The organism is Streptomyces sp. ICBB 8177, assembly GCF_003144095.1.
In the GTDB taxonomy this organism is placed as follows: Bacteria; Actinomycetota; Actinomycetes; order Streptomycetales; family Streptomycetaceae; genus Streptantibioticus_D.
Map to the genome: position 1 here is coordinate 1,910,989 of NZ_NSKH01000018.1, position 19,130 is coordinate 1,930,118.

The 19,130-nt window shown below is 73.4% G+C and carries 13 protein-coding genes and 1 pseudogene; 9 read left to right on the forward strand and 5 right to left on the reverse strand.

Annotated features, from left to right (window positions below):
* Nucleotides 1–217: 217 nt before the first annotated feature.
* Nucleotides 218–1,798 (forward strand): methylmalonyl-CoA mutase family protein, encoded by a 1,581-nt coding sequence (locus CK485_RS17065; RefSeq protein ID WP_109453130.1) that lies wholly within the window; start codon nucleotides 218–220, stop codon nucleotides 1,796–1,798.
* Here the strand turns inward: CK485_RS17065 and CK485_RS17070 are convergent.
* From CK485_RS17070 to CK485_RS17080, 3 genes are all read right to left on the reverse strand, one after another.
* Nucleotides 1,774–2,982, reverse strand: coding sequence for an acyltransferase (locus tag CK485_RS17070; RefSeq protein ID WP_109451520.1), 1,209 nt, complete (start codon nucleotides 2,980–2,982; stop codon nucleotides 1,774–1,776). The genes CK485_RS17065 and CK485_RS17070 overlap by 25 nt on opposite strands.
* On the reverse strand, nucleotides 2,979–4,349 hold the full coding sequence (locus CK485_RS17075; protein ID WP_109453132.1) for an alpha-2,8-polysialyltransferase family protein: 1,371 nt from the start codon (nucleotides 4,347–4,349) through the stop codon (nucleotides 2,979–2,981). Before CK485_RS17075 ends, CK485_RS17070 begins: the two co-directional genes overlap by 4 nt.
* 95 nt (nucleotides 4,350–4,444) lie before the next feature.
* On the reverse strand, nucleotides 4,445–5,473 hold the full coding sequence (locus CK485_RS17080) for a glycosyltransferase family 2 protein (protein WP_109451522.1): 1,029 nt from the start codon (nucleotides 5,471–5,473) through the stop codon (nucleotides 4,445–4,447).
* Nucleotides 5,474–5,684: 211 nt separating this feature from the next.
* Here CK485_RS17080 and CK485_RS17085 point away from each other — a divergent pair, with 211 nt between their 5' ends.
* From CK485_RS17085 to CK485_RS17115, 7 genes and pseudogenes are all read left to right on the forward strand, one after another.
* Nucleotides 5,685–7,043 carry a DUF6716 putative glycosyltransferase gene (locus CK485_RS17085; RefSeq protein ID WP_241968376.1) on the forward strand — a complete coding sequence of 453 codons (1,359 nt, stop codon included), beginning with the start codon at nucleotides 5,685–5,687 and terminating at the stop codon, nucleotides 7,041–7,043.
* A pseudogene (locus CK485_RS17090) lies at nucleotides 7,040–7,756 on the forward strand (acylneuraminate cytidylyltransferase family protein); the annotation flags it as partial. The gene CK485_RS17085 and the pseudogene CK485_RS17090, both read left to right, overlap by 4 nt.
* 112 nt (nucleotides 7,757–7,868) lie before the next feature.
* Nucleotides 7,869–8,840 carry an N-acetylneuraminate synthase family protein gene (locus CK485_RS17095; protein WP_109451526.1) on the forward strand — a complete coding sequence of 324 codons (972 nt, stop codon included), beginning with the start codon at nucleotides 7,869–7,871 and terminating at the stop codon, nucleotides 8,838–8,840.
* Between the two features lie 83 nt (nucleotides 8,841–8,923).
* Complete coding sequence (locus CK485_RS17100) at nucleotides 8,924–10,033, forward strand: hypothetical protein (protein WP_199239438.1); 1,110 nt, start codon at nucleotides 8,924–8,926, stop codon at nucleotides 10,031–10,033.
* The gene (locus tag CK485_RS17105) at nucleotides 10,030–10,935 is read left to right on the forward strand and encodes an ABC transporter permease (RefSeq protein ID WP_109451530.1); all 906 of its coding nucleotides are present in this window, start codon (nucleotides 10,030–10,032) and stop codon (nucleotides 10,933–10,935) included. The genes CK485_RS17100 and CK485_RS17105 overlap by 4 nt, the downstream gene beginning before the upstream one ends.
* A gap of 267 nt (nucleotides 10,936–11,202) precedes the next feature.
* On the forward strand, nucleotides 11,203–13,044 hold the full coding sequence (locus CK485_RS17110; protein WP_241968377.1) for a glycosyltransferase: 1,842 nt from the start codon (nucleotides 11,203–11,205) through the stop codon (nucleotides 13,042–13,044).
* Nucleotides 13,045–13,235: 191 nt separating this feature from the next.
* Entirely contained in the window at nucleotides 13,236–14,456 is a 1,221-nt protein-coding gene (locus CK485_RS17115) for an amidohydrolase (protein WP_109453144.1), read from the forward strand.
* 89 nt (nucleotides 14,457–14,545) lie between these two features.
* On the opposite strand, the gene CK485_RS17120 is transcribed toward CK485_RS17115, so the two are convergent.
* Complete coding sequence (locus CK485_RS17120; RefSeq protein WP_109451532.1) at nucleotides 14,546–16,129, reverse strand: hypothetical protein; 1,584 nt, start codon at nucleotides 16,127–16,129, stop codon at nucleotides 14,546–14,548.
* Nucleotides 16,130–16,268: 139 nt separating this feature from the next.
* A complete protein-coding gene (locus tag CK485_RS17125) occupies nucleotides 16,269–17,540 on the reverse strand; it encodes an aminotransferase class I/II-fold pyridoxal phosphate-dependent enzyme (protein ID WP_342673490.1) in 1,272 nt (423 codons plus the stop codon).
* A 445-nt stretch (nucleotides 17,541–17,985) separates the two neighbouring features.
* Here CK485_RS17125 and CK485_RS17130 point away from each other — a divergent pair, with 445 nt between their 5' ends.
* Nucleotides 17,986–19,032: a BMP family ABC transporter substrate-binding protein gene (locus tag CK485_RS17130; RefSeq protein WP_109451536.1), complete on the forward strand. Its 1,047-nt coding sequence runs from the start codon at nucleotides 17,986–17,988 to the stop codon at nucleotides 19,030–19,032.
* Nucleotides 19,033–19,130 lie beyond the last annotated feature (98 nt).

The window sequence follows — 19,130 nt, forward strand, 5'->3', positions numbered from 1 at the left end:
CGGCGCAGAGCATGGTGGGTCGACTGGTCATCGGCCCGCGGGCGTGCCGGTTCCCCCGTTACCGGCCTGAAGTCCGCGCCTGACGCGGGCGGGGCGTCTTTCCCCCCGCCCCGCCCGCGTCGACAGGCCCCACCCCTCCCCGTGCCGCATGCTGGCGTTGTCCGCGCGCTGGCTGATCGCCGGTGCCGAGTCGGCCATCGAGCGGGAGGCGTCGAGCATGGTGCGCGAATCGGAGTCGGGAGTGCCGATCCAGCCGGTCTACGGACCCGGCGACCTGTCCGGCTGGGACCCGGCCGAGAAGCTGGGCGAGCCCGGCGCGTACCCCTACACCCGCGGCGTCCACCCGACCATGTACACCGGGCGCCCCTGGACCATGCGCCAGTACGCGGGCTTCGGCACCGCGAGCGAGTCCAACGCCCGCTACCGGCAGTTGATCGCGCACGGCACCACGGGCCTGTCGGTCGCCTTCGACCTGCCGACCCAGATGGGGTACGACTCCGACGCGCCGATCGCGCACGGCGAGGTGGGCAGGGTCGGCGTCGCCGTGGACTCCCTCGACGACATGCTGGTGCTCTTCGACGGCATCCCGCTGGACGAGGTGTCCACCTCGATGACCATCAACGCCCCCGCCGCCCTGCTGCTCCTGCTCTACCAACTCGCCGCCGAGGAGCACGGCGTACCGGCGGACCGGCTCACCGGCACCATCCAGAACGACGTGCTCAAGGAGTACATCGCGCGCGGCACGTACATCTTCCCGCCCAAGCCGTCGCTCCGGCTCGTCGCCGACGTCTTCGCGTACTGCCGCGCGGAGCTCCCCCGGTGGAACACCATCTCGATCTCCGGCTACCACATGGCGGAGGCCGGGGCCTCGCCCGCGCAGGAGATCGCCTTCACCCTCGCCAACGGCATCGCGTACGTGCGCACCGCCGTCGCCGCCGGCATGGACGTGGACGACTTCGCGCCACGCCTGTCGTTCTTCTTCGTCTCCCGCACCACCCTCCTCGAAGAGGTGGCCAAGTTCCGCGCCGCGCGCAGGATCTGGGCCCGGGTCATGCGGGACGAGTTCGGCGCGAAGAATCCGAAGTCGCGGATGCTGCGCTTCCACACCCAGACCGCGGGCGTCCAGCTCACCGCCCAGCAGCCCGAGGTGAACCTCGTGCGCGTCGCCGTCCAGGGGCTCGCCGCGGTGCTCGGCGGCACCCAGTCCCTGCACACCAACTCCTTCGACGAGGCGATCGCGCTTCCGACCGAGAAGTCGGCCCGCCTCGCACTGCGCACCCAACAGGTCCTGGCCCACGAGACGGACATCACCGCGACCGTCGACCCGTTCGCCGGGTCCTACGCGATCGAGCGGATGACCGACGACGTCGAGGCGGCGGCGCTCGACCTGATGCGCCGGGTCGAGGACTTCGGCGGCGCGGTCGAGGCCATCGAACGCGGCTTCCAGAAGGGCGAGATCGAGCGCAACGCCTACCGGATCGCCCAGGAGACCGACGTGGGCGACCGCGTGGTCGTCGGCGTCAACCGCTTCCGGCTCGACGAGGAGGAGCCGTACGAACCGCTGCGCGTCGACCCCGCCATCGAGGCCCGGCAGGCCGAACGCCTCGCGCGGCTGCGCGCCACCCGCGACCGCGCCGCCATGGACGCCGCCCTCGCCGCCCTGGGCGGCGCCGCCCGGGGCACCGCCAACGTCCTGTACCCGATGAAGGAGGCCCTGCGCGCCCGGGCCACCGTGGGCGAGGTCTGCGACACCCTGCGCGAGGTGTGGGGGGCCTACGTGCCGACCGACACCTTCTGAGAGCGCAGCGCCCGCCTGATCCGGGGCGTGAGCGGCCGTTCCACCAGGACGTGGATCAGCCAGGCGAGCAGCAGCATGCTCGCCGCGCAGCCGGGCAGCACGACCCAGGCGGGCGGGCGCGCGCTTCCCGGCAGGTCGTGCCGCAGCACGTCGATGAGCACCCAGCCCAGGTGCTCGTGGACCAGGTAGAAGGGGTACGTCAGGGCGCCGGCGGTGGTCAGCCAGCGCCAGTCGAGGCGGCTGACCGGGGTCAGGGTGACGACGGCGACCGCGACGAAGGACAGGGTGACCAGGGCGATCACCGTCAGCTGGCCGCGGTGGTGGAAGACGTGGACGGTGCGCGGCGCCACCATCTCGCTCACCGCGTAGTGCTGCCCCAGCAGCAAGCCGACGGCCACCACCGACCAGTTCGCGGCGTCGTGCCCGAACCGGCGCACCAGATACAGGCCCATGCCGCCGACGAAGAAGGGGGCGTACTCGGGCATCAGCACCAGCTTCAGCAGCGGCTGGTGGGATCCGTCGGCCATCACCGCCGCCGCCGTCCACAGCACGCAGAACGTGAGGACCTGGCGGCGTCCGGCGCCCCGCCACAGGACGAACAGCGCGAACAGCAGGTAGAAGCGCAGCTCGGCCCAGAGCGTCCAGCACACCCCCAGCACCCGCTGCGCGCCGAGCGGCATCTGGAGCATCGTCAGGTTGGTCAGTAGGTCGCTGGGGGAGACCGGGCGGAAGGAGACCCACGGCAGCGCGAACACGGCGGTGACCAGCCCGATCGCGACCCAGTACGCGGGCAGCAGCCGTGCCGCGCGGGAGGCGGCGAACGCGCGCGGGGTGCGCCCCCAGCCGCTCATGCAGATCACGAACCCGCTGATCACGAAGAAGAGCTGAACGCCCAGGCAGCCGTAGGAGAACGGGCCGGACAGGGTGGGGAAGAGGGTGTGCGCGGACGCGCCCCAGGCGTGCGCGATGTCGCCGCCGCGTCCCGCGTAGTGGTACGCGCACACGGCCAGCGCGGCGATCAGCCGCAGGCCGTCCAGGGCCCGCAGCCGCTGCCCCGCCGTCTTCCGGCCTCCCCGGTCGGTGGGCGGCGCCGTCCCGGTGCCCGCGACCGCGGTGGGGGCCACGGCCGTCGCGGTGCCCGCCGGTATCGCGCCCTGCGCGGTGCCTTCGAGCGCCGGGCTCATCGGGCGGGGTCCTGGCGCGGGGTGGGCCGAAGGACGTGGCGGGCCCGGCGGACCGCGCGGCGCACGGTGCGGTTGCGGGGCAGGAACGCCAGCTGGGCGGGGACGCCGCCGGGGAGCGCGAGGGCGGTGAGGCGGCGGCGCTTGAAGTAGGCGCGGGTGTGGGCGTCGAGGTGCCGGGTCAGGTAGCTGACGGCATCGTCGCGCAGCCGGGGGTAGGCCTTGGACTGCATGCAGTAGCCCACCGCCCGCAGCAGCGCGGTGAGTCGGGGCACGGGCAGCGGGGTGCCGTCCGGCGTGGCCGCGGGGCGGTCCTGCGGCGTGAGCGGGGGCAGGAGCGCGTCGGCGATGGTGACGGGGACGCGGTTGCTGTTCTGGTACGGGGAGAGGCGCTCCAGCAGCAGTTCTGTCCCGGTGCGCGCGACCGGCAGGTCGAACAGGGCCGAGGCGGTCAGCAGCGCGGTGGAGAAGCAGCCGACGACCAGGGCGGGACGCAGGTGCTGGAAGAGCACCTCGGCGAGGACGGGTTCGTCGTGCACGGTGAGGTCGACGCCGAGTTCCGCGGCCTCTTTCTCCAGCAGGCGGGAGAAGCGGGCCGGGGCGGTCGGGTGCGGCTTGAAGACGATCGTCCGGTGGCCGCGGGAGACGGCTCCGCGCAGCATGCGCAGGTGGAGCCGTTCCTCCTCGTCGGCGGTGAGGATGCCGAGCGCGGAGAGGTACTGGCCGAGCAGCAGCGCCGGGCCCGAGGCACCGGTGCCGGAGCCGGCCGCCGGTGGCGTGGTCGACGGCTCGCCGACGGCGGCGAGTTGGGCCAGCACCTTCATGAACGCGGGGGTGGGCACGATGTGCGGGCGCACCCGGCTCTCCGACAGGAGCAGCGGAGTGAGGCCGGGGACCAGGTCCAGGTGGAGCAGGCGGCGGATGCGGGTGACGACCAGCAGGTCGAGCTTGTTGCGGGTCGGCCCGTAGCTCATCAGGCCGTCCGCGTAGACGTCGATGGGCGCGGCGGGGAAGAGCTGGACGAGGGCGAGGGCGGGCTCGACCTGGATCGACTCCACGGCCAGTTCGACCTCGGTGTCGTGGAGGTTCCACAGCAGGCGCAGGTGGCGCTCCCACAGGGGGACGTCGTCCGGGCGTGGGGACCAGCCGCTGGGGTGGAAGGGGGAGATGGCCTCGTTCCAGGAGAGGACCTCGTCGAAGCGGTCACGCAGGGCGGTGAAGCCGGGGGCCTCGTTCAGCGGGAGGGTGGTCTCCGGGACCGCGGCGTTGTTGCTGACCAGCAGGACGCGGCGGTCGGCCGGGCGGAACAGGCCCGCGTCGAGGGCGGCGGCGAGGGTCGCGGCTCCGTAGAGCGTGGAGGCGAGGAAGATCTGGGTGCGCGTCCCGCTCCCGGACCCTGGTGCCGTCGGGTCGGCCGGGGCCTCCGGTTCGACGCCGGGGGTCGTCGCCTGCGGTTGCGTCGCGGTCACGCCGCCTCCTCCTCGTTGCCCGCCGCGCCCGCGCCCGGGCCGCCGGCGCCGCCCACGCGCAGGCGGTCGATGACGCGCAGGCGCCTGAGGCGGACCGTGCGGTCCAGGTCCATCGTGTCGAGGGCGTCGCGCAGCAGGTCCTGCGGCATGCGGCGCAGGGCCGCCGCGCTCAGGGTGCGCAGGCGGCGGGCGACGTGCGGTTCGAAGCGGTCGATGTTCGACAGGTGGTGGGCGATGATCGCGCAGTAGGTGCGCACCGCCTTCGGCAGGAACTCCGCCGCCCGCGCGTCGGTCGCCGTCTCGGCGAGGACCTGGTCGAACGAGCGGATGAAGTCCAGCTGCCGCACGTCGCCGATCTGGGTGAGCGAACTCGCCACGCCGCGGCGGTAGAAGACGCCGAGCAGCCCGAGCACGGCGAACGAGTCCGCCTCGCGGTGCAGCCGCCAGATCCACGGCCGGTCCTCGGCGGTGCGCAGGCCGTCCGGGAAGTGCAGCAGCCCCGCCTCGCGCAGCCGCCGGTGGTAGATGCCCGCCCAGGCGTACGGGTAGTCGACGGAGGTCGAGGTGTGCGCGGGCAGGATGGCGTCGCGCGGGTCCATGACCTCGCCGCGGCGGCCGTGCGGGACGCGGTGGATGGTGCGTTCCGCGCCGGTGCACTGCACGTGGTCGGTGCGCACGAAGTCGCAGCCCAGCCGTTCGATCCCGGTCAGCAGGCGCTCCAGGTGGCCGGGCGCCAGCCAGTCGTCGCCGTCGAGGAAGGCCAGGTACTCACCTTCGGCGGCGCCGAGACCGGTGTTGCGGGCGGTGGCGAGACCGCGGTTGTGCTCGTGCCGTATGAGACGGGCGCCGGGCAGTCCGCCCTTCCCCACGGCACGTTCCAGTATCTCCGGGGTCCGGTCGGTCGAACAATCATCCACAAGAATGAATTCGAAATCGGAGCGCGCATTCGACGCCAGGCTTCTCAGCATGTCGGGCGCGAATGTCTGCACGTTGTAGAACGGCACGATGACGGAGAGCTTGACCACCCGCGGAACGGTAGGGGGCGGGCGGCCACACGGGATTGCGGTGCGCGGGCCAGTCGGTGAACGACGTGTGGCAGCGCCGTGAACCCGGCCCGGGCCTCCCCCTCGACGATCTTTCCGGGCCATTTCGGAGCCCCGTACGTCGGCGGTCTGTTAACCGTTTGTTGCGACTTCGTATGCCCCGCGCTCCGATTCGATTCCTACGGTCTGCGTCGTGCCCGTAAGTCCCGATCAGATCCACCACATCACCGTGCTCGCGGATTCCGACACGCGTTGGAAATGGGGTGCGCTGGCCGCCCGGCGTATCGCGCCGCGGGCCCGGCTCGACGGACGGCTGCTGCGCGGCCGGGCGACCCCGACGGCCCGTCAGCTGAGTGAACTGGACATCTCTGCCGACTCGTTGCGCGAAGTGACGATGCGTCAGTTCCTCGCGGAGGCAGACCCTCGTGGCGGTCACCACGACGGCGTGAGCGACTCCGCACGCGGCGGCCCCGGTGTCGTCCTGCTCGCCTGCGTGGGCGGCACCGTCCAGGCCGCGCTGCACGGGCTGGCGCGGGTCTGGGGCCAGGCGCCGCGGCCCCGGCCGGTGACCGTCACCGGCTACGTGGGCGTGGTCTACGAGAAGCTGGCCGACGGCCTGCTGCTGCGGCACGGCGCCGACGTCGTGATCGCCAACAGCCCCGCGGACGCCCGCCGTTTCCGCGACGTCTACGAGGGGGTGGGCGCCGACGCCTCCTGCGTGACCGAGGCCGCGCTCCCGTTCCTCGACGGCGCCGCCTACCAGGGACCGGACGCCGCACGCCGCTTCACCGTGGTCTTCGCCGCCCAGCCCTCCGTACCGCAGTCGCGGGAGGACCGCGCGTACCTGCTGCGCCGCGCGGCCCGGCACGCCGCGCGCCACCCGGACCGCGACGTCCTGGTGAAGCTGCGCAGCAAGCCGGGCGAACACACCACGCACGTCGAGGAGTTCCCGCTGCAACGCCTCGCGGCGCGCCTTGACCCCCCGCTCCCGCCGGGAGTCCGCCTGGTCTACGGACAGATGGGCGAGGTGCTGGACCGCGCCGACCTGCTGGTCACCGTCTCCTCGACGGCCGCCCTGGAGGCGATGCACCGGGGCGTGCCGACCGCCGTGCTGACCGACTTCGGGGTCCGCGAGGCGCTGGGCAACCACCACTTCACCGGCTCCGGGTGCCTGGCCTCCTGGGACGAGCTGGACGACGGGCTGCTGCCGCGCGCCGACGCGGACTGGCTGCGCGCGAACGGGGTGGGCGCCGACGACCCGTTCCGGCTGGTGCGCGACCGTGTGGCGGACCTCGCCGCCCGCGCCGCCACCGGCCAACTGCCGCCCCCGCGCCCGTACTACACCCCCCGCACCGCCCCCGCCTACCTGCCCGGGGTGCTCGCCCGCCACGGACTCGACCCCGAAGGGCGCCCCGCGGGATCCGCGCCGCGCGCCCAGGACGGTCAGGTGCGGCGCCTCACGCGGGAGTTCACCCGCAACGCCGCGCGCGCCGCCTACCGCCACGGTGTGCAGCGTGTGGCCCCCGTCATCCGCCGCATGGGAGAACTGTGAACGCCACGCCCGAGCCCCCGTTCGTCCTCGCCGTCGTCCCCGCGCGCGGCGGCTCCAAGGGCGTGCCGGGCAAGAACCTGCAACCGGTCGGCGGCGTCCCGCTGGTGGCCCGCGCGGTGCGGGCCTGCCTCGGCGCCGGGCTGGTCGGCGCCACCGTCGTGTCCACCGACGACCCCGGCATCGCCGAGGCGGCCCGCGCGGCCGGCGCGGACGTCGTGCCCCGCCCGGCCGCCATCGCGGGCGACACCGCCACCAGCGAGGCCGCCGTACTGCACGCGCTGGACGCCTACCAGGCGATGCGCGGCCGGCACGTGGACGTCGTCCTGCTCGTGCAGTGCACCAGCCCCTTCGTCACCGCCGCCGACGTCGACGCGGTCGCCGCCGCCGTGGTCCACGAGGGCGCCGACAGCGCGCTGACCACGGCACCGTTCCACGGCTTCGTGTGGCGGGCGCAGGAGGGCCCGCCCGCGGGGCCCGGCGGTGACGCGGTGGGCGTCAACCACGACAAGGCGTTCCGCCCGCGCCGCCAGGACCGCCCCGAGGACCTGCTGGAGACCGGCGCCGCGTACGCGATGCGGGTCGACGGCCTCCGCGAGGCCGGGCACCGGTTCTTCGGCAGGACCGCCCTGGTGCGCACCGACCCCGCCCGCGTGCTGGAGATCGACGAGCCGGACGACCTGGCGAGGGCCCGGGCCCTCGCCCCGCTCCTCGACCCCGCTCCCGGGCCCGTCGCCACCGGCACCGGACTCCCGCTCCCCGCCGCTCTCCTGTGACCTCCCCGAAGCCTCCTGCCGCCCCCACCCCCCATCGAAAGGACCCGTCCCCATGACCCCCGCACCCCAGCGCCTGCGCACCCTCGGCGAGCGCGTCGTCGGCACCGGCCGGCCCGTCTACGTCACCGGCGAGATCGGCATCAACCACAACGGCGAGCTGGAGAACGCCTACCGGCTCATCGACGCGGCCGTCGACGCGGGCTGCGACGCGGTGAAGTTCCAGAAGCGCACTCCCGAGATCTGCACCCCGCGCGACCAGTGGGACATAGAACGCGACACCCCGTGGGGCCGGATGCGCTACATCGACTACCGCCACCGCGTGGAGTTCGGCGAGGAGGAGTACCGCGCGATCGACGCGTACTGCCGGGAGCGCGGCATCGACTGGTTCGCCTCGCCGTGGGACGTGCCCAGCGTGGAGTTCCTTGAGAAGTTCGACCTGCCCGCGCACAAGGTCGCCTCGGCCTGCCTGACCGACGACGAACTGCTGCGCGCCCTGCGGGCGACCGGCCGCACCGTGATCCTGTCCACCGGCATGTCCACCCCGAAGCAGATCCGGCACGCGGTCGAGGTGCTGGGCAGCGACAACATCCTGCTGTGCCACGCCACGTCCACGTACCCGGCGAAGCACGAGGAGCTCAACCTGCGCGTGATCCACACCCTTCAGGCCGAGTACCCCAACGTGCCGATCGGCTACTCCGGCCACGAGGTGGGCCTGCAGACCACGCTGGCCGCCGTCGCCCTCGGCGCGGTCTTCGTCGAGCGGCACATCACCCTCGACCGTGCGATGTGGGGCTCGGACCAGGCGGCCTCCGTGGAGACCCCGGGCCTGCATCGCCTGGTCCGCGACATCCGCATCGTCGAGACCTCGCTCGGCGACGGCGTCAAGCGGGTCTACGAGGGCGAGTTGGGGCCGATGCGCAAGCTGCGGCGGGTCCCGGGCGTCGTGGCGCAGGCGGAGGCACGGGCCGAGGCGGAGGCCGCGGGCCGGGCCGAGGAGCAGGGCCGAGAGCCGGTCAACGCGTGACCGCTACCGATCCCGAGCAACCACGGGCGGGGGCCTGCGAGTCCGCCGGGCCATCCCGCGGTGACGGAGCCGCGGCGCGCACCCTGGCCCTGGTCGAGTCGCCGGTGCAACTGCTCAACCTGCTGGAGTGGGCGCACGCCGAACGCGGCGGACCCGCGCCCGCCGACGCCGCCGGTCGCGACGGCGCTCCCGACGGCCCGCCCGCAGCCTGCACGGTCGTCGTGCTGCCGCCGCGCGACCCGATGAGCCGTGGACAGCTGCGCCGGATGGCCGAACTCGCCCGGGACGAGGGGCTGGCGGTGCGCTGGTGCGAGCCGCGCACCGCCTCCGCCGGTCCGCTGCGCACGCTGGCGGGCCTGGCGCCCTCGCTGATGCGGGCGTCGCGGCTGGTGCTGGGCGATCCGTTCTCCCGCTTCGTGCAGGCGCTGCTGCCGTTCAGCCGGGCCCGCGAGCTGGTGGTGATCGACGACGGCACGGCGACCATGGAGTTCGCCACGCTGATCGCCGAGGGCAGGCGGCTGGTGCGCTGGCACCGGGCTGGTGGCGCGCGCGGCCCCCGCGACCTGGCCTTCGCCGCCTTCGCCGCGCACGCCAGGCGCCGTCTGACCGCCGGGCGCGGCACCGGGATCGAGCTGTTCAGCGCGATGCCGGTGACCGCGCCGCCCGGCGCCGTGGCGCGCGCCAACCGGCTGGAGTGGACGCGTTCGCGCTTCGGCCCGCCGATGGTGCGCGACGGCGCCGACCTGATAGGGACCTCGCTGGTGGAGACCGGTGTCGTCGACCACGACCGCTACCTCGCCGCCGTCGCCGCCATCGCCGCCGAGGGCGGTGCCACCCGCTACTTCGCGCACCGGCGTGAACGCGAGGACAAGCTAAGGGAGTTGTCCCGCCGCACCGGGCTGGAGATCGTCCGCCCCGACCTGCCGCTGGAACTGGTGGCCCGGCGCGGCCCGATCGGCTCACGGCTGCTGAGCTTTCCCTCCACCGTGGTGCACACCCTGCCGCTCGCGCTGGCCGGCACCGGCGTACGGGTCGACGTGCTGGAGGTCGACCCGTCCTGGCTGACCGGCCACGCCTCGCCGCGCGCGCACGGCTTCCTGTCCGGCATCACCCAGGCCGCCCGCAGCAGGCACGGGCTGCGCACGGCCCGCCCCCCGATCTCCAACTCGATCCTCCCGGCGGTGACTTCGTGACCCTCACCCTCGACACGCACTACGCTCCGGCGGAACTGACCGACGCCGAGGTCGACGCCCTGGTGGCCCGCCACGGACTCGCCCCGGCGGCGCGCCGCCCCGGACTGGGGGAGTACGTAAGGGAGTTGTGGTCGCGGCGGCACTTCATCACGCAGTACGCGCACGCCCGCCTGACCGCCCTGTACACCACCGCCAGGCTCGGCCAGATCTGGCACGTGCTGACGCCGCTGCTCAACGTCTTCGTCTACTGGCTGATCTTCGGCGAACTCCTCCAGCGCACCGACGGCACCGGCGACAACTACATCGCGTTCCTGACCGTCGGCGTCTTCGTGTTCACCTACACCCGCGAGTCGATCGCCACCGGCACCTGGTCGATCTCCGCCCGCATCGACCTGGTGCGCGCGGTGCACTTCCCGCGTGCCTGCCTGCCGCTGTCGGCGACCCTCATCCAGCTCCAGCAACTGCTGCTGTCGATGGGCGTGGTGCTCACCGTGGTGCTGGCCACCGGCGAACCGATCAGGGCGCGCTGGCTGCTGCTGATCCCCGCGATGACGCTTCAGACGCTGTTCAACTTCGGTTGCTCGATGCTGATGGCGCGCATCGGCTCGCGCAACCACGACATCGGCGAGCTGGTGCCGTGGCTGCTGCGCACCTGGATGTACCTGTGCGGTGTCTTCTACAGCGTCTCCAAGGTCGTCGCGCACGCGCCGCACGTGGTGAAGGTCCTGATGGACGCCAACCCCGGCGCGATCTACATCGAGCTGGCCCGCCACTGCCTGCTGGCCGGCTACGGCGGCCTGACCCCGCACATCTGGCCGCTCGCGCTCTTCTGGGCGTTCTTCACCCTCGCCCTGGGCCTGGTGGCGTGCTGGCAGGCGGAGGACAAGTACGGGCGGGGGTGAGCCGGGGGCGGCGGGCACGTGACGGGCGGTGAGGCGGCGGCAGGACGGATGTGCCGGCGGCGCGGCGCCGGGCGGCGGGTGGCAGCGCGGCGCCGGGTGGCGGCGCTCCCGCGGCGGTGGGACGGCGGGGCGGCGGCGACAGGCACCGGTGGCGCTCCCCGTGGTGGCGGAAAGCCTCCGCAGGGCGCGGAAAGCCTCCGCGTCGCGTTCAGCGGCGCGCCACGCCCGGGCCATCGGCCGATCACCGGCCTCGGGTTCCCTGCTGCCATGGGGAGCACATCGCCCTTGGACGGCACGGCCTCGCCCGCCCGGCGCGCGGCCCCGCGCGTTCTGGTGGTCTCGGACAGCGCCGCACTCGGCCACGACTCGCGCGCGCACCGCGTCGCCCGCGCCGCCGCCGCGGCCGGGTACGACGTGACGCTCGTCGGCAGGGCGGACGACAGCCCCCCTCCCGTGCTGCCCGGGGTGACGGTGCGCCGCGTGGACGTGCCCGGCACCCTCGCCGGCTACCGCGCCGCGCGGCCGAGGCCGGGCCTGCGCTGGCCCCTGGCGTACCGCAGCGCCGAGGTCCACCACCACCGCACCGCCCGGCTCGCCGTGCGCGCCCGGATGCTGCGCACGCGGGAGGCGGAACTATCGGTGCGGTACCGGCCGTTGTCCAGGCAGGCGGTGGCGCGCGCCATCCACGTCGCCGCCCGGCTCGGGCACGTCCTCCGCGGGACCTGGACGCGTCTGCGGGCCGCGCAGTACGAGGCGGCGGTGCGGCGCCGCCTGACGCCGGACGGTGCGCTGGACGACGTGGTGACGGCCTTCGTCGGACTGACCGCGCGCAGGCGGGCCTGGCGGCGGCTCGACCCGTCGCTGCTCGACCTGGAGGCGGCGTACGGGCCGGTGCTGGACGCCTGCCGCCCGCACCTGATCCATGCCCGCGGCCGCCGCTCGCTGGGCGTCGCCGTCCGCGCGGCGGTGCGCGCCGAGGCCGCCGGGCGCACGGTCAAGGTGGTCTGGGACGCGACCGACTGCTCGGCGCTCACCCCGGCCGCCGGCCGGCGCGCCGCAGCGGCCCGCGAGTCGGACGAACGCGCCCACGCCGAGCAGGCCGACGCGGTCGTCACCGCCTGCGCGGCCTACGGCGACCACCTCGCCGCCCGCCTCCAGTCCGCCCGTCCGCCGCTGGTCGTCCTGAACGCCCCGGTGTACGCGGACGCTCCGGCGCACGCGTCGGCCCCGGAAGCTCGGGGGCGGTCGGCGGGCGCGGCGGCACGCGCGAGCGCCGGGGCAGGCGTGAGCGCGGCACCACGGGCGACCGCCGGGGCAGGCGTGACCGCGGCAGCGACGACCGCCGCGGGGGTGACCGCTGCCGCGGGCGCGACCGCCTCGGCGCGGGCGATCACCTCGGCACGTCCCGTCACGCCCGCACGCGGAAGCGCCCCGGTGCGGAACGTCGCCTCCGCGCGCGCCGAGGCGATGGTCGCCCCGGTGGCGGCTCCGCCCGTCACCGCTCGCGGCGGGGTGCGCGCCGCCTGCGGGCTCGGGCCGGACGTCCCCCTGCTGGTCCACAGCGGGGGCGTCGCCCCGGAACGCGGCCTCCTCACCGCGGTCGAGGCGCTGCCCAAGCTGTACGACCTGCACGCCGCCTTCGTGGTGCCCGATCCCGGCGACGAGCGGGTGCGCCTTCTCGCCGACCGGGCGGGCGCGCTGGGGGTCGCCGCACGCCTGCACGTCCTGCCCTACACAACGCCCGAGGAGGTCCCCGCGTTCCTGGCGAGCGCGGACATCGGCGTGGTCCCCGTGCACCATCTGCCGCACCACGAAGTCACCCTCGCCACCCGGTACTTGGAGTACGCGCACGCGCGGCTTCCGGTCGTGGTCAGCGACGTGCGGGCGATGGCCGCGGCCACCCTGGCCACCGGCAACGGCGAGGTCTTCCGGGCGGCCGACACCGCCGACTTCGTGCGCGCGGTGGGTGCGGTGCTGACGAACCTGCCGCGCTACCGCCGTGCCTACGAGCGTTCCGGCGTGCTGCGGCAGTGGTGCTGGCAGACCCAGGCGGGGCCGCTCCTGGCGCTGTACGCCGGGCTGCTGGACGAGGCCGGTCACCGAGCGTAGCCGCCCGGGCATCCGCCATCCGGACCCGTTGCCGCGCGTCAGGTTGCTCGTTGGTCCACCATGGAAAAGGTGGGGCTCGTCTAGGCCTAAAGGGTGGCAATACCCACGCCGTGGCAGGGTATGCGCGACGCGGGAACTTTTTTGGTCTCACGGGCTGGAATTTTCGCCAACGACGTTACTCGGGAGTGGTCATGAGTCCTACGCTGTCGGGGGTGGACCACTCAACTCCGGAGTCCGGCGCCCTGACCGACGAGCTCTTCGCCGAGCTCGTCGAGTTCCGCCGCGACCTGCACATGCACCCCGAACTGTCCCGCCAGGAGTTCCGCACCACGGCCGCGATCAAGGCCCGTCTGGAGCAGGCGGGGCTGACCCCGCGCGAGCTTCCCGGCACCGGCCTGATCTGCGACATCGGTCCACAGGACGCCGGACCCCGGCTCGCGCTGCGGGCCGACATCGACGCGTTGCCGATCCCCGACACCAAGGTCGTGCCGTACCGCTCGACGCACGAGGGCAAGGCCCATGCCTGCGGTCACGACATGCACACCACCGTCGTCCTCGGCACCGGCATCGTGCTCGCGGGACTGGACCGCGCCGGACGGCTCACCCGCCCGGTCCGCCTGGTCTTCCAGCCCGCAGAGGAGGCCATGCCCGGCGGCGCGCTCGACGTGATCAAGGCGCGGGCGCTGGACGGCGTGGAGCGCATCCTCGCGGTCCACTGCGACCCCAAGGTCGAGGTCGGCCGCATCGGCCTGCGTACCGGCCCCATCACCTCCGCGTGCGACCGCCTCGTGCTGTCGGTGGACGGCGCCGGCGGTCACACCGCGCGCCCCCACCTGACGACCGACCTGGTCACCGCCGCCGCCAAGATGGCCACCGAACTGCCCGCGGTGCTGGCCCGCCGGATCGACCCGCGCGCGGGTCTGTCGGTGGTGTGGGGCCGCATCCAGGCCGGGCACGCCTGCAACGTGATCCCGCAGCACGCCGAGCTGGAGGGCACCGTCCGCTGCCTGGACCTGAACGCCTGGCGGGACGCGCCCGACCTCATCCACGAGGTCATCGACCAGATCGCCGCGATGTACCGGGCCAAGTGGGAGCTGACCTACCACCGGGGCGTGCCCCCGGTGGTCAACGAGCAGACCTCGGCGGAGCTGTTGCGCGACGCGATGACCTCGCGCTTCGGCACCCACGCGGTGGAGGACACCGAACAGAGCCTGGGCGGCGAGGACTTCTCCTGGTACCTGGAGCACGTCCCCGGCGCGCTCGCCCGCCTGGGCGTGCGCACCCCCGGCGACCCCACCATCCGCGACCTGCACCGCGGCGACTTCGACGCCGACGAGAACGCGATCCGCGTAGGCATCGAACTCTTCACGGCCGCGGCCCTGGACGGCACCCCCCGCCCCACGACCGCCTGACCCCGCACTGCCCCGACCGCCCGGGCCGTACGCCCCGTATGCGGCGGGGCCGCCGGTGGGTCTTCCGGCGGCCCCGCAGTGGCTTCGTGCTACTGGCCGGAGGTGTCCAGCGTGCCGGTGACCCGGGTCAGTACGGCGGGCCCGGCGGCGGACAGACCGCTGACCAGGTTCGCCGTCACCGCGCCCCCCGCGCCGACGGTCCACAGGTCGGGCACGCCGTCACCGTTGATGTCGGCGGCGTCCAGATCGAGGTCGGCTCCGGTGTTCCATCCGGTGGCGACGGAGTAGGACGTGTGGGTCAGGGCTCCGGTGTCCGGGTCGGCCGACAGGTTCTCCCACAGGTCGAGTTCGCCGGTGGACTTCCTCCACAGGAACATCGCGGTGGAGCTGCCGCCGCCCGACGCGGGCACCTGCGCGGTGGCGATCGTCCACTGGTCCCAGTCGTGCGTGCCGTCCGGAGTCGCGGCGGTGAGCGGGACGGGCCAGCCGAACATGCCGGCGCCGCCGCTCCCCTGGTAGAGAGTCAGGCCGTAGCCGTGGGTGCTGTCGCCGGAGACGCCGATGAGGTCGGGGAAGCCGGAGGTCCCACCGGAGACGGACCCCGCGTTGACGAGCTGCGTCGGGTTGTCGCCGTTGGCGTCCTGGAGCATGCCTGAAGAGAGGTCGACGATGTTGCTCAGGCCGCCGCCGTTCACCTTGTAGACGGCGCCGGTCCCCGCCCGGGGGCCGCTCGGGTGGTAGACCAGCACGTCCTGCTCGGGTTCGTCCGCGAAGTGCCCGGTGATCGCGATCGTGCCGTCGAAGTCGGAGGGCGAGCCGGTGGTGCTGGACCCGTCGCCCGCGGCACCGATGTCGGTGGGCTTCGCGGCCACGTGCCCGTCACCGGTGCCGGCGGCCAGCCACAGGCCGGACGCCAGCCCGTCGCGGCCGCCCACGGCGAGCAGGTCCGGAACGCCGTCGCCGGTCAGGTCGCCGTCCGGCGCGGCCTGGGGCTGGGCCGCGCCGAACATGACGTTCGTCGCGTCGCCGAAGTTGCCGCCGGGCGAGACGCCGGTCACCGTCAGGGTGTTCTCCGGCTGGGTCGGGATCACCGTGAACGTCGCGCCGCCGGAGGCGTCGGCCGCGACGACGACCGGCGCCCCGCTGTTGAGCTGGTACGAGTAGGTGGCCGGCAGGCTGCCACTGCCGGCGGTCACCGTCACGGTCACCGGCTTGCCGATGGTCGCGGGCCCGGGCTGCGCGACGACCGGCGTGCCGGGGCGCGTCGGGTCGAACGAGAAGTGGCACGTCGTCGACCAGCCGCCGGCGCGGGTGCCGTCACTGGCCCGCACCTTCCAGTCGAACTCGGTGATCTTCCCGGCGGCGGCGGTTTCCAGAGTCGCCCTGGGCACCTTGTAGACGGCGGTCGAACCCGACGGCACGGTGAGGGTCTTGCGGTCGGAGGACGCGATGAGCGCGTGGTCGCCTGCGTGCCGCGTCACCTCGAAGGCGGCGCCGAGCGTGCCGCCGTCCGGGTCGGACAGGGCCGCGTACAGGGTGACGTCACCGTCCCCCACAGCGGTGTCGGCGGCGCAGGCGGTGGCCGGCGAGGTGCTGAGCGCGGTGGGGACGGCGGGAGCGTGGTCCGCCCGCGCGGCCGCGCCGGCCGGGCCCGCGGTGGCGAGGACGGTCACCGTTGTCAGGACGCCCAGCGCGACGGCGGTCGCCGTGCGCCGGGAGCGAGGTCTGCCAGACGAAGAAGACGTGGTCAACGGAACGTCACTCTTTCCCGATAGGGGCCCCCTTGGCCCCGGTCGGCCACACAGTAGACCTTCACGTCCCCAGCAACCGCTCGACCCCCGCCAGCAGCACGCACACCGTCAACGCCTCCAGCGCTTCGGACAGTTCGGGCAGGGACGGGTAGCTGGGGGCGATGCGGATCGTGTGGTCGCGCGGGTCGCGGCCGTACGGGTACGGGGCGCCGGCCGGGGTCAGGGCCACGCCCGCCTGCGCGGCCAGCGAGACGGTGAGGGTGGCGCAGCCGTCCGGCACGGTCAGGGTGACGAAGTAGCCGCCCTCCGGGCGGGTCCACGAGGCGATGCCGCTGCCGCCGAGGCGTTCGGTCAGCACTCGCTCGACCAGGTCGAACCTCGGCGCCAGCACCTCGCGGTGGCGGCGCATGTGCTCCCGTACGCCGTCCGCGTCGCGCAGGAGGAGCGTGTGCCGCAGCTGGTTGACCTTGTCCGGGCCGATGGTGCGGCGCGACAGGTGGCGCAGGGTCCAGCGGACGTTGGCGGGCGAGGAGCCGAGGAACGCCACGCCCGCGCCGGGGAAGGTGATCTTCGACGTGGAGCCGAAGACGAACGGCCGGTCCTCGTTGCCGTGCGCGGCGGCCAGCGCCAGCACGTCCGCGATCTCGTGCTCCGCGGCGGTGAGGTGGTGGACGGCGTAGGCGTTGTCCCAGAAGATCCGGAAGTCCGGCGCCGCCGTGGGCATCGCGGCCAGCCGCCGTACCGTCTGGGGCGTGTAGCTGACGCCGGTCGGGTTGCTGTACTTCGGCACGCACCAGATGCCCTTGATCTGCGGATCGCGCGCCGCCAGGTGCTCCACCCGGTCCATGTCGGGACCGTCGGCGGTCATCGGCACCGGGATCATGTCGATGCCCAGCTGCTCGCAGATCCCGAAGTGCCGGTCGTAGCCGGGCACCGGGCACAGGAAGGCCACCGACTGCTCGGCCGCCCACGGCCGCACCGATCCGGGCAGGCCGAGCAGTAGAGCGTGCGCCACGCAGTCGTACATCAGCTCGAGACTGGAGCCGCCCAGCGCCAGCAGCCGGTCGGCGGGCACCTGGAACGGGCCGCTGAAGATCTCCCGCAGTTCCGGCAGCCCCTTCGCGCCGCCGTAGTTGCGCACGTCCGTGCCGTCCGCCCCGGTGTACGCCTCGGGCCCGGGCAGCGACAGCAGCGGTGCGGACAGGTCGAGCTGGGCGGCGGACGGCTTGCCGCGGGTGAGGTCCAGGGAACGCCCCCGGCTTTTGAGCGCGGCGTACTGCTCGCGCAGCCGGTCGCGTCTGGTGAGCAGTTCGGCTTCGGTCGCCGTGGTCAGGTTCACCGGGCATCACACCTGGGCTGGTCGGGGACGGTGCTCGACGTCGTTACACGTACCTCGTACACGTAGGGCGCGGGTGGAACGTTCATGCCGCTTCGGATCACCCTCCGGGCTCGGCCCGCACCCCGTCAACGACCCTTCCGATGAACAGCCCGCGCAACCTTCCCGAACCGGCCGGCCAGTCGGGTCCGGACGGCTGAACCATCCGGCCGCCCGGTACGTCGTCCGCCGCCCCGTCCCCCTCCTGAGCTGCGGATCCTTCGTCGCGCCGGGCGGATAGGGTGGTCTTCCTCCGCCATCGGGCGTTGATCGCCGTGAAACCTGGCGTTGGCGTCGATCCGATAACGGGTTCCCAACCCCCCTTTACCTGACATCTACGCGCGTTAAGCTGCCGCAGAACCAGCGCCGGACGGGGCGCTAGATGGATGAAGGGGTACCCCTCGTGCGCCGGGTAACCAGGTTTGCCGCCGCCGGTATAGCCACCGCGGCCCTCGCCCTCAGTGCCACCGCGTGTGGCGCCAGCTCGACCCAGAGCTCGGGCTCCTCCTCCGGGAAGAGCAGTCTCAAGGTCGGCATCGCCTACGACGTCGGCGGTCGCGGCGACCACTCGTTCAACGACTCCGCCGCGCGCGGCCTGGACAAGGCCACCAAGGAGTTCGGTGGGACGCCCAAGGAGCTGACCGCCAAGACGACCGACACCGACCAGGACCGCGAGCAGTACCTCGACGACCTCGCGTCCAACGGTTACAACCCGGTCATCGCGGTCGGCTTCGCCTACGCCAACGCCCTCAAGGCCGAGGCCCCGAAGTTCCCCAAGACCACCTTCGCGATCGTCGACTCGGTGGTGCCGGGCGCGAACATCGACAGCATGAGCTTCGCCACCCCGGAGAGCTCCTACCTCGCGGGTGTGGCCGCGGCGCTGAAGTCCAAGACCGGCCACATCGGCTTCATCGGCGGCGTCGACAACGCGCTGATCAAGGGCTTCCAGGCGGGCTTCCAGCAGGGTGTCACCGACACCAAGCCGTCCGACAAGGTCACCGTGCAGTACCTGAGCACCGGTTCCGACCTGTCCGGCTTCTCCAGCCCCGACAAGGGCGCCAGCGCCGCGGCGGGCATGCTCTCCCAGGGCATCGACGTCGTCTACTCCGCGGCCGGCAGCTCCGGCACCGGCTCCATCGAGACGGTGGCGGCCAAGAAGGGCGCCTGGGCGATCGGCGTCGACTCCGACCAGTACCAGGACCCGGCACTGGCGAAGTACAAGAACTCCATCCTGACCTCCGCGGTCAAGAACGTGGACGTCGCCGTCTTCGACCTCATCCAGAGCATCCACAACGGCAAGCCGCTCACCGGCAACAACACCTACAACCTGGCCAACGGCGGTGTCAGCCTGGCGACCAGCGGTGGGTTCATCAAGGACATCCAGCCGCAGCTGGACGCGGTCACCAAGAAGATCATCTCCGGTCAGATCAAGGTCAAGCAGACCCCCTGACACGGACCACGGGTCTGACCCCGGGTCACCCGTGACCGGGACCGCGGCGCACCGCCCGGCCCCCGGTCGCGGGTCCGGGGCGGGCCGACCGCGAGGCG